Annotated in this window: 17 protein-coding genes and 1 riboswitch; of the genes, 10 read left to right on the top strand and 7 right to left on the bottom strand. The window is 50.1% G+C overall.

The window, feature by feature from the left end; genetic code table 11:
* Positions 1–10: 10 nt before the first annotated feature.
* Positions 11–544: a molybdopterin-guanine dinucleotide biosynthesis protein B gene (gene mobB, locus V5J35_RS20285; protein ID WP_354008878.1), complete on the bottom strand. Its 534-nt coding sequence runs from the start codon at positions 542–544 to the stop codon at positions 11–13.
* A gap of 111 nt (positions 545–655) precedes the next feature.
* A riboswitch (molybdenum cofactor riboswitch) is annotated at positions 656–799 on the top strand.
* Between mobB and moaA the strand changes: the two genes are divergently transcribed.
* The 4 genes from moaA to V5J35_RS20265 all read left to right on the top strand — a co-directional run bounded on the left by moaA (position 788) and on the right by V5J35_RS20265 (position 4,052).
* Positions 788–1,768, top strand: a complete 981-nt coding sequence (gene moaA / locus V5J35_RS20280) for a GTP 3',8-cyclase MoaA (RefSeq protein ID WP_354008877.1) — start codon at positions 788–790, stop codon at positions 1,766–1,768. Its footprint overlaps the riboswitch before it by 12 nt.
* A 162-nt stretch (positions 1,769–1,930) precedes the next feature.
* Positions 1,931–2,851, top strand: coding sequence for an AraC family transcriptional regulator (locus V5J35_RS20275; protein WP_354016483.1), 921 nt, complete (start codon positions 1,931–1,933; stop codon positions 2,849–2,851).
* Between the two features lie 2 nt (positions 2,852–2,853).
* Entirely contained in the window at positions 2,854–3,519 is a 666-nt protein-coding gene (locus V5J35_RS20270) for a TorD/DmsD family molecular chaperone (RefSeq protein ID WP_354008874.1), read from the top strand.
* Positions 3,516–4,052, top strand: coding sequence for a 4Fe-4S binding protein (locus tag V5J35_RS20265; RefSeq protein WP_354008873.1), 537 nt, complete (start codon positions 3,516–3,518; stop codon positions 4,050–4,052). Before V5J35_RS20270 ends, V5J35_RS20265 begins: the two co-directional genes overlap by 4 nt.
* A gap of 8 nt (positions 4,053–4,060) precedes the next feature.
* Here the strand turns inward: V5J35_RS20265 and V5J35_RS20260 are convergent, their stop codons facing one another.
* The 3 genes from V5J35_RS20260 to V5J35_RS20250 all read right to left on the bottom strand — a co-directional run bounded on the left by V5J35_RS20260 (position 4,061) and on the right by V5J35_RS20250 (position 6,346).
* The gene (locus tag V5J35_RS20260; protein ID WP_354008872.1) at positions 4,061–4,774 is read right to left on the bottom strand and encodes a class I SAM-dependent methyltransferase; all 714 of its coding nucleotides are present in this window, start codon (positions 4,772–4,774) and stop codon (positions 4,061–4,063) included.
* 125 nt (positions 4,775–4,899) lie between these two features.
* Positions 4,900–5,109: a hypothetical protein gene (locus tag V5J35_RS20255; RefSeq protein WP_354008871.1), complete on the bottom strand. Its 210-nt coding sequence runs from the start codon at positions 5,107–5,109 to the stop codon at positions 4,900–4,902.
* A gap of 82 nt (positions 5,110–5,191) precedes the next feature.
* Positions 5,192–6,346 carry a Na/Pi symporter gene (locus V5J35_RS20250; protein ID WP_354008870.1) on the bottom strand — a complete coding sequence of 385 codons (1,155 nt, stop codon included), beginning with the start codon at positions 6,344–6,346 and terminating at the stop codon, positions 5,192–5,194.
* A gap of 476 nt (positions 6,347–6,822) precedes the next feature.
* Between V5J35_RS20250 and V5J35_RS20245 the strand changes: the two genes are divergently transcribed.
* Positions 6,823–7,311: an RDD family protein gene (locus V5J35_RS20245; protein ID WP_354008869.1), complete on the top strand. Its 489-nt coding sequence runs from the start codon at positions 6,823–6,825 to the stop codon at positions 7,309–7,311.
* 170 nt (positions 7,312–7,481) lie between these two features.
* Positions 7,482–7,661: a hypothetical protein gene (locus V5J35_RS20240; RefSeq protein WP_354008868.1), complete on the top strand. Its 180-nt coding sequence runs from the start codon at positions 7,482–7,484 to the stop codon at positions 7,659–7,661.
* 114 nt (positions 7,662–7,775) lie between these two features.
* On the opposite strand, the gene lptG is transcribed toward V5J35_RS20240, so the two are convergent.
* Both lptG and lptF read right to left on the bottom strand, forming a co-directional pair.
* Positions 7,776–8,834, bottom strand: coding sequence for an LPS export ABC transporter permease LptG (gene lptG / locus V5J35_RS20235; protein WP_354008867.1), 1,059 nt, complete (start codon positions 8,832–8,834; stop codon positions 7,776–7,778).
* Entirely contained in the window at positions 8,827–9,933 is a 1,107-nt protein-coding gene (gene lptF / locus V5J35_RS20230) for an LPS export ABC transporter permease LptF (RefSeq protein ID WP_354016482.1), read from the bottom strand. Before lptF ends, lptG begins: the two co-directional genes overlap by 8 nt.
* 376 nt (positions 9,934–10,309) lie before the next feature.
* On the opposite strand from lptF, the gene V5J35_RS20225 reads away from it, so the two are divergent.
* From V5J35_RS20225 to V5J35_RS20215, 3 genes are all read left to right on the top strand, one after another.
* Positions 10,310–11,791, top strand: a complete 1,482-nt coding sequence (locus V5J35_RS20225; protein ID WP_354008865.1) for a leucyl aminopeptidase — start codon at positions 10,310–10,312, stop codon at positions 11,789–11,791.
* Positions 11,792–12,048: 257 nt separating this feature from the next.
* The gene (locus tag V5J35_RS20220; RefSeq protein WP_354008864.1) at positions 12,049–12,501 is read left to right on the top strand and encodes a DNA polymerase III subunit chi; all 453 of its coding nucleotides are present in this window, start codon (positions 12,049–12,051) and stop codon (positions 12,499–12,501) included.
* A complete protein-coding gene (locus tag V5J35_RS20215; protein WP_354008863.1) occupies positions 12,498–12,896 on the top strand; it encodes a hypothetical protein in 399 nt (132 codons plus the stop codon). Before V5J35_RS20220 ends, V5J35_RS20215 begins: the two co-directional genes overlap by 4 nt.
* Positions 12,897–12,938: 42 nt before the next feature.
* On the opposite strand, the gene V5J35_RS20210 is transcribed toward V5J35_RS20215, so the two are convergent.
* Entirely contained in the window at positions 12,939–14,000 is a 1,062-nt protein-coding gene (locus V5J35_RS20210; protein ID WP_354008862.1) for a sialidase family protein, read from the bottom strand.
* Positions 14,001–14,507: 507 nt separating this feature from the next.
* Between V5J35_RS20210 and V5J35_RS20205 the strand changes: the two genes are divergently transcribed.
* Positions 14,508–15,176 carry a hypothetical protein gene (locus V5J35_RS20205; RefSeq protein ID WP_354008861.1) on the top strand — a complete coding sequence of 223 codons (669 nt, stop codon included), beginning with the start codon at positions 14,508–14,510 and terminating at the stop codon, positions 15,174–15,176.
* Positions 15,177–15,221: the final 45 nt, after the last annotated feature.

The following is a 15,221-nucleotide window of genomic DNA, read 5'->3' as shown; positions in this document are numbered from 1 at the left end:
AAAATTTCCTTTAACAATGTTGAAAAAAGGTGGCAAAAATAAAGTCTGCAATCTGTTCAGGGTGGTTGATATCCAGAACAGGCATGGAACGCCCCGGCTGATAACCTGAATCGTCACGGGCGATCGCAATAATATTAGGGTCGTCCGGATACAGAAGCGGTTTGTTGAGAACCGGTCGGTGCAGTTCGATCTTGGCAAAAGGCTCATCGCGAAAACCTTCTACCACCACCAGATCCAGGTTATCCAGGTCCAGCAGACGAAGCTGCTCCGCAAGCGTGCGGGAAACGTCCGGATCCCGTTCGGTATAACAGATGGATCGCTGCGGCGTACTCAGCACCAGTTGCAGGGCGCCGGCATGACGCAGCCGATAACTGTCCTTGCCCGGTTTGTCCGGCTCAATAGTATGGTGCGATGCTTTTACCATTCCCACCCTGAGCTTTCGTTCCACCAGAATAGGCAGCAGCTTTTCCAGCAGTGTGGTTTTACCCGTGCCACTGTAGGCCGCAAATCCGATAAGAGGTGTTTGACACTTTACAGCTTGCATAATAAACAAAATCAATAAAACTCGAACAGCATGACAAACATTTTTTCACAAAGCAGCGTTTTCATATAGCAATTACTTTTACAGATCGTTAGGATAGCCCCTAACAATTTGAATTTTTACGAGCGCCGAGCTTCAGTACCTAAACCCATGGCATGGTTCTGAAGCCGTAGCAGAATAATGTGTGCGCTGCTACCAGGGTTCTGACAGAAATGTCAGTGCCTCCCGCATTTGGAAAGGTGTTTGATGCTACGTTTGCAAGACAATCAGGGGCGGACCTTCCCCTACCTAAGACTCTCAATTACAGACCTGTGTAATTTTCGCTGCAACTACTGTTTGCCTGATGGGTGCTCAGAGCACCATCATAAGCAATCCCTGACTGTAAACGAAATACGACGATTAATTAGTGCTTTCGCCCGGCTGGGTGTGGAAAAAGTGCGCATTACGGGCGGAGAGCCGACCCTTCGTCGTGAATTTAACAATATTGTGTCCACGATTAAACAGATTCCCGGTATTCAGACTGTCGCCATGACCACCAATGGCTACAAAATGGATGAGCGAATTGAGTCCTGGCTGGAAGCCGGGGTGGATGCCATTAACGTCAGCGTTGACAGCCTGGACGCCCGTGGCTTCCAGACCATTACCGGTCACAACCGTCTGCAGGAAATCCTGGACGGGATCGACAGAGGTTTTAAGCTGGGCATGACCGGCTTCAAAATCAACGCCGTACTGATGCGTGACCACAATGCCGACCAGCTGCCGGATTTCCTGAACTGGATTAAAGACCAGCCCATCACCCTGCGCTTTATTGAGCTGATGCAAACCGGCGATAACCAGGACTTTTTTAACCAGCAACACCTGCCTGGCAATACCGTTCGGGATCAACTGCTCGAAAGTGGCTGGATCAGGGTAGCCCGACATAAATCGGCAGGTCCGGCTCAGGAGTATTACCACCCGGAATACCGTGGCCGAATCGGCCTCATTACCCCTTACTCACCGGATTTCTGTGACGACTGCAACCGCCTGCGGGTAACCAGCCTGGGTAAACTGCAGCTGTGCCTGTTCGGCGATCAGGGCTACGACCTGAGAGACCTGTTGCAAAACGATCAGCAGCAGCCGGAACTGATTAACCGCATTCAGGACTTTCTGCAACTGAAGCAGGATAAACATTTTCTGCAGGATGGCTATACCGGTGGCACCGCTACTCTGGCACAGATTGGCGGCTGAGGAATAAAGCATCAGGCACAATTCAGTCTGCTGATCCGGTGGATATTCCCTGCTTCATGGTTTGGTCACTCCATCACATCAGCAATCAACCTCATGGATAAGTAGCGCTGGTATTAGTACGGATTTTATTTTTATCAGCGGTGCCTTTTAGTAAAAAAGAACGTGACATCTCTGCAAGCCATTGCATCGTTGAGTGTAAAAACCATGAGCCCTGAAAAAATAGCGACCAATGCGCCAGAAACTATCAATATTCAGACACTCCCCGATAATCTTCCCCCGGAGCAACATCTTGAACGCGAAGCCTTTATCGGAAAAGTCCCAAGAGACGTCGTTGCCCTGAAATGGGATTATCCCAGCCGTTATCAGCTTAACTGGCACAGCCATGGCAGGAACCAGCTGCTTTATCCGTCAACCGGTGTTATCACCGTATTAACAGACACCTCCGTACACGTTGTCAGTCCGGATAACGCCCTGTTTATACCCGCCGGAATCCGGCATGCGGTAAAAATGCGAGGTACTGTCGAAATGCGCAGCCTGTTCCTGACCCAGTGCGCCCTGCCTAACAAGGCAAAGTCCTGCGGACTGGTACACATTTCCCCAATGCTTCGGGAAATGTTGCGTCATGCGCCGGATCTTCCCAAAGGTTACGACTATGCAGGTCCCGATGGACGACTGATGAGCGTTATTCTGGAACAGATAGACCTGTCACCCGCAAACGAGATCCACCTGCCAAAACCGAAAGATCCGTTTCTTTTACAGATGGAGCAGCATCTTCTGGTCTGTCCGGATGATCAGAAAAGTCTTGAAGAATGGGCGAAAGCACTGGGAACCAGCAGCCGTACACTGGCACGACGCTTTAATGACGACATCAACATGACCTATCGGGACTGGCGCCTGAGAATACGGTTACTGGCTGCCATTGAGCATCTGGCGGCTGGCGAATCCATATCGGCAACGGCCCATCAGGTGGGGTTCAACAGCGAAAGCGCATTTATCGACCGTTTTAAAAAGGCGACAGGGTTAACACCCAGACGTTATTTTCAGCAGAACCTGTCACTTAACACTTTGATTAACGAGAAATAACCATGACCAACGAAGCCCGGATGATTCTGGCGGACTTCCAGTTTTCCTGTCAGCTGATTTACCAGTGCCTGCATCAGACACCTGACGTTGAGTTTCTGGAGCAGTTGAAACAGCTTGCCGATCAAGGGCAGGACAGCGATGCCCTTGATGATGTAAACGATGGACTGGCACTGATTGCCAGAGGTCTGCAGTCGTCAGCTCCGGAAGCCATTCGTACTATTCAGGCCGATTATGCAGAGCTGTTTGTGGGTCCGGGAGAACTTAAAGCAGCCCCATGGGCTTCTGTCTATCTGACCGAAGAACAGACTCTGTGTGGCGAACCTACCCTTGCGGTTAAACAGTTTTACCGGGACTGCGGCGTTGAAATAGACACGGGCACACGGGAACCGGAAGACCACCTGGGACTGATGTTTGCCTTTATGGCTGACCGTCTGGCCAAAATGGTAGAAACAGAACCTGACAGCGCCTGCCTGGACACCCAGCGTGCCGTGTTAAAAGATTTCTTAAGTGAACATGTACTGACCTGGGCTCCCCGCTTTCTGGAAGTACTGTACGACAATGCACAAACCGATGTGTACCGTGGCATCAGCCAGCTGGTAAAAGGCAGCCTTGAGCAACTGGCCGCCCTGACAGAAGCTGAATGCCGGATTGTCAGACTGTATCGATGAATAATCCAGAAGAACTGGCCTCCCCCAACCGTCGGGCATTGTTCCGCCGACTGGTAAAGCCTAAACCGGTTGAACTGCCTGAGTCGATCTATCCGCGCGCCCCCTGGGCGCAGGATAACCAGACATTTCTGGCACTGTGCAATCGATGTAACCAGTGTATCGACACCTGCCCACAACGGGTGATTCGTCGGTCAGAGGAAAGCCATCCCGTGTTAGAGGGATTGCCTGTTCTCTCGCTGGATTACGGTCGCTGTACTTTCTGCAGCCAGTGCGTTGACCAATGTCCAACGGGCGCTCTGGATAAAGAAGATGGTCGTCGTATACAGGCAGTAGCCAGAGTCAGCGGTCACTGCCAGCTCACCCTGAACCAGCCTTGTGACTTTTGCATGGATGCCTGTGAAAAAGATGCAATCCGCATTGAAGACCAGCGGGTGCAGATAGATGAAACCCTGTGTACAGGGTGTGGCGAATGCTCGCTGGACTGCTACGACAGGGCAATCACTTTACATAAACCAGAAGCCTTTCGGACTTAAGAGTGACGCTATCGGGTTGCGCTGACACCAATAAAAACAGGGTTATTTTCAAGCTCAACCCAGTCATCAGCCGACATCTGATGACTGCGGTTGTCTGAAGGCAGGTACCAGCAAATATCCGAGAACCCCGCTTCTACCAGAGCAGAATGGCAGGTACTGCGACGCCAGTAATGATTAACCGCCTTCTGCTGACCCGGAAAAAAAATCGTATAGCCGTCGCCCTCGGACAGCCCCCCCTGATAGGCCGCATAGCAGCCACTGGGGTTTCTTCTTCCTGAAGGGTAGTGTCCCAGCATCCCCATAATTCCCAGCATCTGACCTCCAGTGCCAAGATTCCGATACAGTACACGACAAAGCTCATACAGTTTTTCTGGTGAAGAGGCGCAGTTCAACAGGTAGGCATGAAACACCAGATCATAAGGAATATCGCTGGCATAATCTTCAGCAGACAGGGTGTGGTAGGCGACAGGCATTATTTCCGGTGTGTGACTCATAGCAGAATTGATCATCTCCACAGACGAATCAACCCCCGTCACCTCCTTTGCACCGAGCCGACAGAACATCCGGCTGTAATTACCTGCCCCACAGGCAAGATCCAGAACCCGTTTACCTTCCACCGGCTCAAGCCAGCTCAATATCGAGTAACGCTCCATATCCGTTCGGAACGGGTGATGCTCTTTACTCTGAGAATAAGTCTCTGCAAAATTTTTTGTGTCGAACATGCTAAGACACCCTGTAAATCAGTTCTGCAAAGAATAGACAAAGAAAATACCGGGATACAAAAAAGGCAGCTGTCTGCTGCCTGAAAAACACTATTATTTATTCGCTCATGGCTTTTAATAAACGCTCACGGCTGTTTATCAAAAAGCTTCATCAGGTTTTTAAACAGTGATGGTCTCTCCATCAACTGATCCAGATCTTCTTCAATGACCTGGTGCTGCTGCCCTTCTCTCAGGGTTCGCAGCTCCTGCTTCAGTCGTGCCAGGTGTGCCTCGGTTGCCTTGATTTCCTGCTTAAGTTTCTTTCTCTGCTTTTTGTACTGTTTCAGATCACTCATAGGGCATTCCCAACGTCGTGTGACGTTTTCAGACAGCGCAGACAGGAAACCCTGTCTGCTTGATAAAGTGGACAGTTGTTAATCAGCTGGTCAGCAGAATCAACAGACCCGGTACGATAAAGAAGACACCAAACACATAACCAAAGACAACGGATTTGCGACGGCTGGCAATTTGTGCAAAACGACGGGCAGCATGGTAAGGAATACCACGCAGTGCTGGTACACCATAAATCAGCAATACACCGGATACGTTAAACAGCAGGTGAACCAGTGCAATCTGCAGACCGGCAGCCGCCATAGGACCACTCAGGGAAAACGCAGCCAGCAGGGCGGTAATGCAGGTACCGATGTTGGCACCGAGTGTGAACGGATAAATATCCTTCAGCCGGAACACTCCACTACCAACCAGAGGAATTACCAGACTGGTGGTGGTAGAGGAAGACTGAACCAGGAAGGTAATCAGCCCACCGGAAGCAATACTGCCAACAGAGCCACTGCCAATGGCTTTATGCATCAGATCTTTGGCACGGCCTACCATCTGCTGCTTGAGAATCTTGCCCAACAGGCTGATGGACATAAACGTCAGTGCAAGTCCGATAAGTGCCAGCACAATACCGCCAGACATTCCGGGCAGTACACTTTCAGCCACATTAGAAAAAGCGTTTGTAACGGGTTTAATCAGCGGCTTGATAAAGTCAAAACCACCCATGTTCGTGCTGGAGCCGCCATACAGCAGATCCGTCAGATAATCCGAGGATTTCGCCAGAAAGCCAGTGGCCATCTCAAGAGGCAGGAACAGAACAACCGCAAACAGGTTAAAGAAACCATGCGCTGTCGCAGCAGAGAAGGAGCGACGGAACACATTTCGCTTACCCATACTACCCAGGCTCACCAGGGTCGAGGTCATGGTGGTACCAATATTGATACCCATAATCATCGGAATAGCGGTGCTTACCGGCAGACCTGCAGCAACCAGGCCGACTGTAATAGAGGTCACGGTACTGGAAGACTGCACCATAGCGGTTGCCATGGTACCAACAATCAGCCCCATAAATGGATTGGTTGCAAACTCAAACAGTGCAGCCGCACCGTCTTCGCCCCCTGCAGCCCACTTGAAGCCATCTCCAATCAAACCTACGGCTACCAGCAGGGTGTATACCAGACCCAGTACAGCCAGCCAGGGCAGGAAAGAGTTCGTTACGGCTCTGTTCTCGACAGAAGCACTCGTTGCTTGCATAGAAATCCCGGATTTCTCAAGTTAACGTTACCCGCCCGGATCGACCCGGAGGGTACTTTACATTGCAAAAGTCATTTTTGACGGTTTTATTACAATGCAGTCAGTTTGAGAGCGGTACTTTAGGGATATAAGAATTTGCTGCAAGTGTGGAATTTTACATATTGATGTAGCAATATCCTTATGTTTGTAAACGTCAGTACCTGTTTAACAGTCCGTTCCTCCCCGGATAAATCGAGCTCAGCCTTGGTATCCTCTGGTTCTGTTGCATCAACCTCTTGTCCGAAACTGACAGAAAAAGCGGTGTGCCAGCACTTTTCCGCCGTCAAATCTGTTTTTAAACCAATAATTGATTTGAATGTCTGTTCAAAATCATAAACCTGATTCACAATACAACTGGCGACTAGGTCTGGCTGACTATAACTGGCTGACGATAACTGGCTGACTATAAATAGTGCGTGTTGAATACAGGAGTACACATGCAGAAGCAACAGATAACCATGAAGCCTGCCCCGCTGTGGCGACGGCTGGCAGCGATGTTATATGACACTTTTCTGGTCATCTCACTGTGTTTTCTGGTTGGCTTTCTTAACCTTGGCATCCTGATGAAGCTCTATGGCGCAGACCAGCTTAAACAAATGACCGACAGCGGCAAGTCACTGGGCAGCCCCGCCTTCTACGTAGCCCTGTTTCTGACTGTTTTCTGCTTTTTCAGCTATTTCTGGACCCGTAAAGGCCAGACATTAGGCATGCAGGCCTGGCGTATACACATCCTTAATGAGAACGGCAATAAAATATCCATGAAGCAGGCGATTGTGCGCTTTCTTGTGGCCATACCGTCAGTACTGGCAGGATGTATTGGTATGATCTGGGTTCTCTGGGACAGGAATAAAAAAAGCTGGCAGGATTATGCTTCACGGTCAGGTACATATCATGTCCCTGTTCAGAAAGATAAAACGATCCTGTAAAGCACCGGACCAGCGTTTTATTACTAAATATTACAAAACAAAAAGATAAATGCCGAAATACATATTAGTATTCTTACTTACATAGATTACAATCAACGAAGCGCATGACCGTTTAGCGCTGAAACAATGACCTGGCATTCAGTGAGTGCCATAACTTTCAGGAACAGGCCATGATCACTTCGCTGCAAAAAGCCATTCGCTCAGTCAGAGCCACCCTGGCGGCAATGCTGCTTCCCGTTCCACAGGATATGAAGAAAGCCTTACAACCTGTACCCATACCCGTTGAACAAACCCGAAACAGACAACTATCTGGAAAACAACACCGTCACCAAAGGGGTTATCGTTTCTGACCCAGTGCAAGGTCTGCGTGTCTATGCAGGATAATAAAGCTGAACGACCCACAGTTATTTTGAGCTTCGTCTACTGACAGCGGTATCTGGAGATACCGCCGCACAGCGTTTCGGTCAGGCTGCTTTCCTGAGAAGCATGGCACCAATCAAAATACAGATACTGATTGGAAACAGTACTGACAGGATGGGCGGAAAACCAAATACCAGACTTGAAGGCCCCAGCAGGCTTTGAACAATCATGAAAATGACTCCGGTCACCACTCCGGAAAAAATTCTTAACCCCATACTCACAGAACGCAGTGGACCAAAGACAAACGATATTCCAACCAGTACCAGGGAAAAGATTGAAAGGGGCTGCAGCGCCTTTTTCCAGAACGCAAGGTCATACTCACCCGAATCCAGTCCCTGATCTTCCAGATAATTCGTGTAGGTTTTCAGCCCTGAAATCGAAAGCGCATCCGGATTGACGACCACCACTTTCAACAGGGTCGTGGTCAGGCTGGTATCCCAGGGCTGAATCGTCGCCTTTTCTTCAACAAACTTCTCACCATCAAAACGACTGGTTACCACATCTTCCAGCAACCAGTGGTCTTTCTGATAGATCGCGCGTTTGGCAAATGAGCTTTCCTGCAACCGCATGCCTTCGTCAAACTTGTAGCGGCTGACACCATAGAGCACACCATTAGGCTCAACAGCATTGAAATACATGTATTCATTGCCTTCCCGGTGCCAGACCCCCTCACCGGAATAGACGCCCTGAGAAGACCTGAGAATACGACGCTGGGTTTCTGCAATCTGTTCACTGACCGGAGACACGTATTCTCCAATAAGCGTACCCACCACAACCATCAGCAGAGCCGGCTTCATCACTGACCAGACCATGCGCCAGAGCGACACCCCTGCTGCCCGCATCACCACCAGCTCACTGTTGGAAGCCAGACTGCCCAGCCCTGCCAGGCAACCGATCATGGCTGATACAGGTATAAACTCGTAGACCTTCTTCGGCATTAGCATAATGGTATATATCAGGGCATCCAGTGGCTCATAGTTTGCCCGGACATCGTCCAGCTGCCCAAGAAATGAAAACAGTGATTCCAGCATGACCAGAACCACAAGAACCACCAGCATGGCCGCCAGTACATTCCATGCAATGTAACGGTCCAGCTTACGCATTGGCATTACTCCGTCCCAGCTTCAATTGCAACGCCTCCTGCGACACCATAAACAGGCCAATGGCCAGATAGATTGCATGCACCCACCAGACGCCTATCGTCGCCGGTATACGCTGATCATCTACCGCACTGCGGGCAAACATCAGCAGTGCCAGATAAAACAGATACAAGAGTACACCCGGGAGTAATTTCACAAATCGCCCCTGACGAGGATTCACCCGGGACAAAGGCACAGCCAGCAAAACAATAATCGGTACCAGCAGGGGCAGAGACAGGCGCCACTGCAGTTCAGCAATCAGGCGAGTATCATCCGATTTCATCAGCTCGCCTGTGGGCAGTGCCTGTTCACGACTGATTTCATCATTAATGGTGCGTTCTTCCATGCGCAAACCGTAGGTTTCATATTCAATGATGCGAACATTCCCCATACCGGGGGTCATATCATAACGGAAACCGTCATTAAGGATCAGGTAACGCTGCCCCTGCTCTTCTACGGTTGATATACGACCACTGTCTGCCAGAACCAGCGACATGGCCGGACTGCTGATGTCGTCAGTACGACTGGCAATAAACACCTTCTGCATCTGTTGGCGGTCACTGCTCAGGGCTTCTGTATACGTCACCCGGTTACCACCTTCCAACAGTTGAAAACGACCGGGGGCCAGAGTGTCGAACTCGGTCATGGCGTCCTGTTTGGTCAACAGCATTTCTACCTGCTGAATACCTTTCGGGGCAACAAACAGGCTCAGTACAGCCACCACCACCATCACGCCCAGGGCCGGAACCATGGTCATGCGCAACAGCTGACCCTGGCTCATGCCGGTCGCTCCCAGGATCGTCATTTCACTTTCTACATATAAACGACCATAAGCCAATATAATGCCTAGAAATAAACCCAGTGGAATGATCATCACCAGAAATTCGGGCAACCGGTAGCCCATGATCGCAAACAGAAAGTCGGCATTCAGAGAGCCGCTGGCGGCCTGTGCCAGATAATTTACAAAACGCCCACTCATGATAATGAGCAAAACAACGCCAGTGACTGCCAGCATGACCTGCAGCATCTCTCTGGCCAAATATCGAAATATAATCGAAGGCATGATCGGTTTTCACAGTTCCGATAGCTGATAAGGGTCTGTTACTGTTTTCGACGAGCATTCTGATGAGTGCTTTTCCGAAGCGCTTTTCCAAAGCACTTTTTCCGAAACAAGCGTTCGTCAAAACAACAGTAACCATTTAAACTACATTCCGGAGCAGTTATTCAACAGTTCGGGGCTCAGCCGTCTGCCGGACTCAAGACAGACGACTGAAAAATTTCACATCCGAACTGTGCTCTGGTCAAATACTCCATCAGGTCATTATCTATCAATACAGCCTGAGTGTGTAGATGTGACTGCATAAAATACTGATATCGCCCGTCAGGCTCAGTGTTAACAGAAGCGAACATGACAGGATCTACGTCCAACAGGAGCGTTCATGGAATTTGTTGTAAAAAGCGGCGCAGTGGCCAAACAGAAAACCGGGCTACTGGTCATTACGACCGATCAATCGGGTTTATCGCCTTCTGCTTCAGCGATCGACAAGGTCAGTAACGGCTTGCTCTCCTCTGTGTTGAAACGGGGAGACCTGACGTATAAAGCCGGTAAAACGGTTCTGCTGCCCGTCGTTCCCGAGGCTGCCTGTGAACAATTGCTACTGGTTGCCACGGGCGAAGGCAAGTCTGCCATCAAGGAAAAAGACTTTCTGAAAGTGGCCAAGGCCATCACAGCACAGCTGAAATCCGGCACCATTAAAGACGCAATGATCTGTGTAGACGATATCGAGGTGGCTGACCGGGATCACTTCTGGAAAGTCCGCCAGCTGGTTGAAGCCATTGAATACGGATTTTACCGTTTCGATGAGTTCAAGAGTAAGCCTGCCCCGGCTGCTGCACTGAAAAAAGTCACGATCCTCACTGACCGCAAAGGCAGCAAACCCGCCAAAGACGCGGTTGAACAGGGCAAAGCCATCGCCTCAGGTCGTAATGTTGCCCGCACCTTGGGCAACCTGCCCGGCAACGTTTGCCACCCAACTTTCCTGGCGGATCAGGCCAAAGAGCTGGCAAAAGGCAACACCCGGTTAACGACCAAAGTCCTGGGCGAAACCGACATGAAAAAGCTCGGCATGAACTCCCTGCTGTCGGTCGGTAACGGTTCCGCCCAGGAATCCAAACTGATCCTGATGGATTACAAAGGCGGCAAGAAAGGCGACAAACCCATTGTACTGCTGGGTAAAGGCATCACGTTTGACACCGGAGGCATCTCCCTGAAACCCGGCGCCGCCATGGACGAAATGAAGTTCGATATGTGTGGTGCTGCCAGCATACTGGGTGTGATGAACACCATCGTGCAATTAGAGCTGCCCCTGAACATTGTGGGCATGATTGCCGCTGCGGAAAATATGCCCAGCAGCACTGCGTCCCGTCCTGGCGATATTGTTACCTCCATGTCCGGCAAAACCATCGAAATTCTTAATACTGATGCAGAAGGTCGTCTGGTACTGTGCGACGCTCTCACCTATGCAGAGCGATACAAGCCCAAAGCCGTTGTCGATGTAGCCACCCTGACTGGTGCCTGCGTGATAGCCCTGGGACATCACACCACAGGTATGCTCAGCAACAACGATGAACTGGCAGAGCAACTTCTGACCGCCTCAAACGACGCTGCCGACAAAGCCTGGCAACTGCCAATGGGTGATGAGTACGACGCCCAGCTGGACAGCAACTTTGCCGATATGGCGAATATTGGTGGTCGCCCCGGCGGTACTATCACCGCTGCCTGCTTCCTGGCCCGCTTCACAGAAGCCTATCCCTGGGCGCATCTGGATATTGCCGGTACTGCCTGGTCTTCCGGCAAGGACAAAGGTGCCAGTGGCCGGCCAGTGCCGATGCTGGCTCAGTATCTGCTGAATCAGCTATAACGGCTTACTAATAGCCATATCTGTGCCCGGGGTAACTCAGGCACAGTTTTTTTTCTGACCGAAGAAATGGCAAAAGAACAACCAGCATCAGCAATGCGCAGGTACTTAGGGTAATAAAGAAACCATCCCAGCCAAAGGTTCCCGTCACCTGAGCCAGCGGCAAACTTGCCACAACAACTCAGCCTGATCGCAGCAATACCGGAAGCCCGAATACTTTCAACCTTTCCTCCCTGCCCGTTTCCGATTACACTCTGGCGATGCCTCGAGTTACCTTCTACCTGCTGCAACAACAGTCTACCAGGGCTGTACGAGACTTCGCCTGTCGCCTGACCGACAAGGCGTGGCGTTCCGGCATGCCTGTACACATTCATACAGACAATGCCATTCAGTGTGAAACCATGGATCGCCTGCTATGGGAGTGGCGGGAAGAGCGCTTTCTGCCCCATGAAATCACTCACTCTGAAATAAAAAACGGTGAGAGCAATGCCCCCATCACTCTCGGACATACTGACCCTGGCAACATTGAGGGCGCTCTGCTGATCAACCTCTCATCAGGTATTCCTGATTTTTATAAAAATTTCCACCGTACCTGCGAAATTGTTGATAAGAGCCCGGGACCTGTAGAAGCCCTGAGACAGAAATTTCGTGATTACAAAAACGACGGTATTAAACCTGAACTGCACGATATTGCTGCAGGAGGTCAGCATTGAATACTGAAAAAACCAGCGACCTGTTAAACGAACTGGAACGCCTCAAAGTTTTGCTGGATAAAAACAGCGCATTTGAAAAAGCCAGCGAGAACATCCCTCTGCTGACCGATGTGATTGACGGACAAACACCGGCAGAGTCAGGGCGACAAACCGTAGCCGTGATTAACCTGGGTGACCCCGGCAACATTAACAGTAACGATAACAATGACGACAGCACCACCGAACTGCGCCATAAGCTCCGCACTGAAGGCCGTCGCCTGATTCGCAATCTGATTGATGAAGAGTTGGTTCGTATTGAAAGCCGCCTGAGTAAAGAGCTGAACAGTCATCTTGAACAACTGCTTGATGAAATCCAGCCTGTGTCTGAACCTCCCACTTCGCCGTGGGAGCCATAGATTCACCGACATGAGTACGAGCTGGAAGCCTACCGCTCCGGATCAGGTTTGATCTTCAGCCACCAGCTGTAAACACCGGTAGGCAACAGAACATCGGTTCCATGTATAGCTGATGTGCAACAACCCACCCTGATAAACAACAGCAGGATACGAGTACTCGCCTGCGGCTACTTCCAGATGAAAGGGTGAAGACCAGGCCTCGCCATTGTCCTGCGATAAGGTAACAGAAAGAGGCGTTCGAATCCCCCAGTTACCGGACACCGGGTTATAGGCGAGTACAAGGGTATCACCAGCTTTCACCAGATCAATACCACTGTTGTTGTTGGGAAGTGACGTTGGGTAAGCCTCACACCACTGGCGGCCAGCGTCCGCTGAATCACTTCGGAAAAGAACATCCCGGGTACTTCTCATCAGCATGTGGACACATCCGGGCTGCGACTCCCATAAAGAAGGTTGAATAACCCCATCCCACTGAAGCGACGCGCTGGTGTCATTTTCCCACAGAACACCCGCCACCAGCCCCTCCCATTCAGGCAAATGAGTTTCAGAAAGTCGATGAGTAAACGGGACAACGCTTTCTGACCATGTAACCCCCTGATCCTGAGAACGATCAACCCCGGCATCCCAGCGACAACCAGCCTCAACAGAGTTCGGAGCCAGCCAGTCACCATTATTCAGGCACAGTATTTTATTCTTTACCGGACCTCGTGGTGCTTTAGTACCAGAGATTAACGGCTGCCCTGCAGACCAGCTATTTCCCTGGTCGAATGACTGCATGACTTCTGTCACCCAGCACTGTGGATCCGCCCCTACCTTGTAGAACAACCAGATAACACCGTCGTGAAAATGCAACACCGGATTCCAGCAGGGTTCGCCCGGTCTGTTTACAATCAGTTCTGGCTTGCACCAAACACCTGACCGCTGCCGTACCAGCCAGATGGTGGTATCACTGCTCCCCTCCCCACTGCCTGCAAAAAAAGCAACCAGTTTGCTCCCGTCAGGCAATATAACCAGTGTCGAAGCATGACAGTTTCCAAAAGCCACCTGCTCCGGGCTGAACAACAGGCACTGGTCGATTTGTTTTATTCGCTGACTTTTACGCATATAAAAAAGTTGACGTCTTTGAAGTTACCTACTTGACTGCACGCTTAATAATAACACTGCCTCCAGTTTTCGTTCAGATTCGAAGGAGGCTAACTCACCGTTAAGCAGTGCCTATAAAAGAATGCCAATAAAACAGAACTGGAATCTCAACCCGCAGGTGCATAGCCAGACTGCCGTTTTTGTGAGGCGATTGCAGATATGCGACTGACAATAATTTTTATTACGGCTTGCTGTATCTCGCTTTTTTCCTATGCCTCTCTCTGTGAGAAATGCAAGAAAGAGACGGACCAATGTGACTGTTTCAGGAGTTACTCCAGCCCGGATCCTCAAAGGTTGAGCTACACACATCACCCAAGCTCCTTTGAAGCACCGCCTCTGGATGGTTCAGACAGCGAAGACGAGTCATCGTACGATTCAGACCGTAAAAGACCACCTTGCCAGAATGCCACTCAAAACCCTTCCGGAATGACAACCGGGACAATAAATACGGCTTCGTGCGCCGGCTCCGTGGACACAGACCTGATCGCTCTCAATACTGACGGCACTCCTGCTACAAACGAACCTTCAGGCCTTTACGGACGCTGCGTAAATAGAAAAAACCGTCCTAAACAACCAGCCTTCACAGGAGCAGGACATTCAATGCAGGCAACCTCTTCACAACGCGTTAACGAAAGCCCTCAATCCTCTGACATTCTCGGTATTATCGCTGGACTGTCAAACTTGCAGATCAGTAGTACCAGCCAGGCATACAACTCAATATTGACCCTTTTAAATGATGCGTTTATGTCCTTTTTCGATTTATTTTCAGAAATACCAGACACTGAACAAGACTATGAAAACACACTAAATGCAATCCTGTTGTCTGTTGGCTATGAACTGGATCACGTGAACATCAATGATCCTAGCAATATCTGTCGTCAGATCAGGGGGTTGCTAGATACCCGTAGCGTTATATACCTGACCTCAGGTGATCATCATTATCTATTTGTCGCTGAGCAGAATGACCGTTTTTTCATGGTCTCACATTTTGTCCAAAACCCTTCAAACCACGATAATCCGAACATCATAAGACGTGACAGCAAACAAAACCTTGCCAAAATAAAGCTCAACAAAACCAACTCTCTTAAGCTTTATATCCTTAAAAAACCTTCCTCTGCAGGCTATCAGTCAATGTGACGGCCAGCCTCAGAAATACACCCTTACAGACCTCAACCATTTGCA

Origin of the sequence: Endozoicomonas sp. NE40, assembly GCF_040549045.1 — a bacterium.
Lineage (GTDB): Bacteria > Pseudomonadota > Gammaproteobacteria > Pseudomonadales > Endozoicomonadaceae > Endozoicomonas_A > Endozoicomonas_A lisbonensis.
The sequence above is the reverse complement of the archived record's forward strand: the minus strand, read 5'-3'. Positions and strand labels throughout refer to the sequence as shown.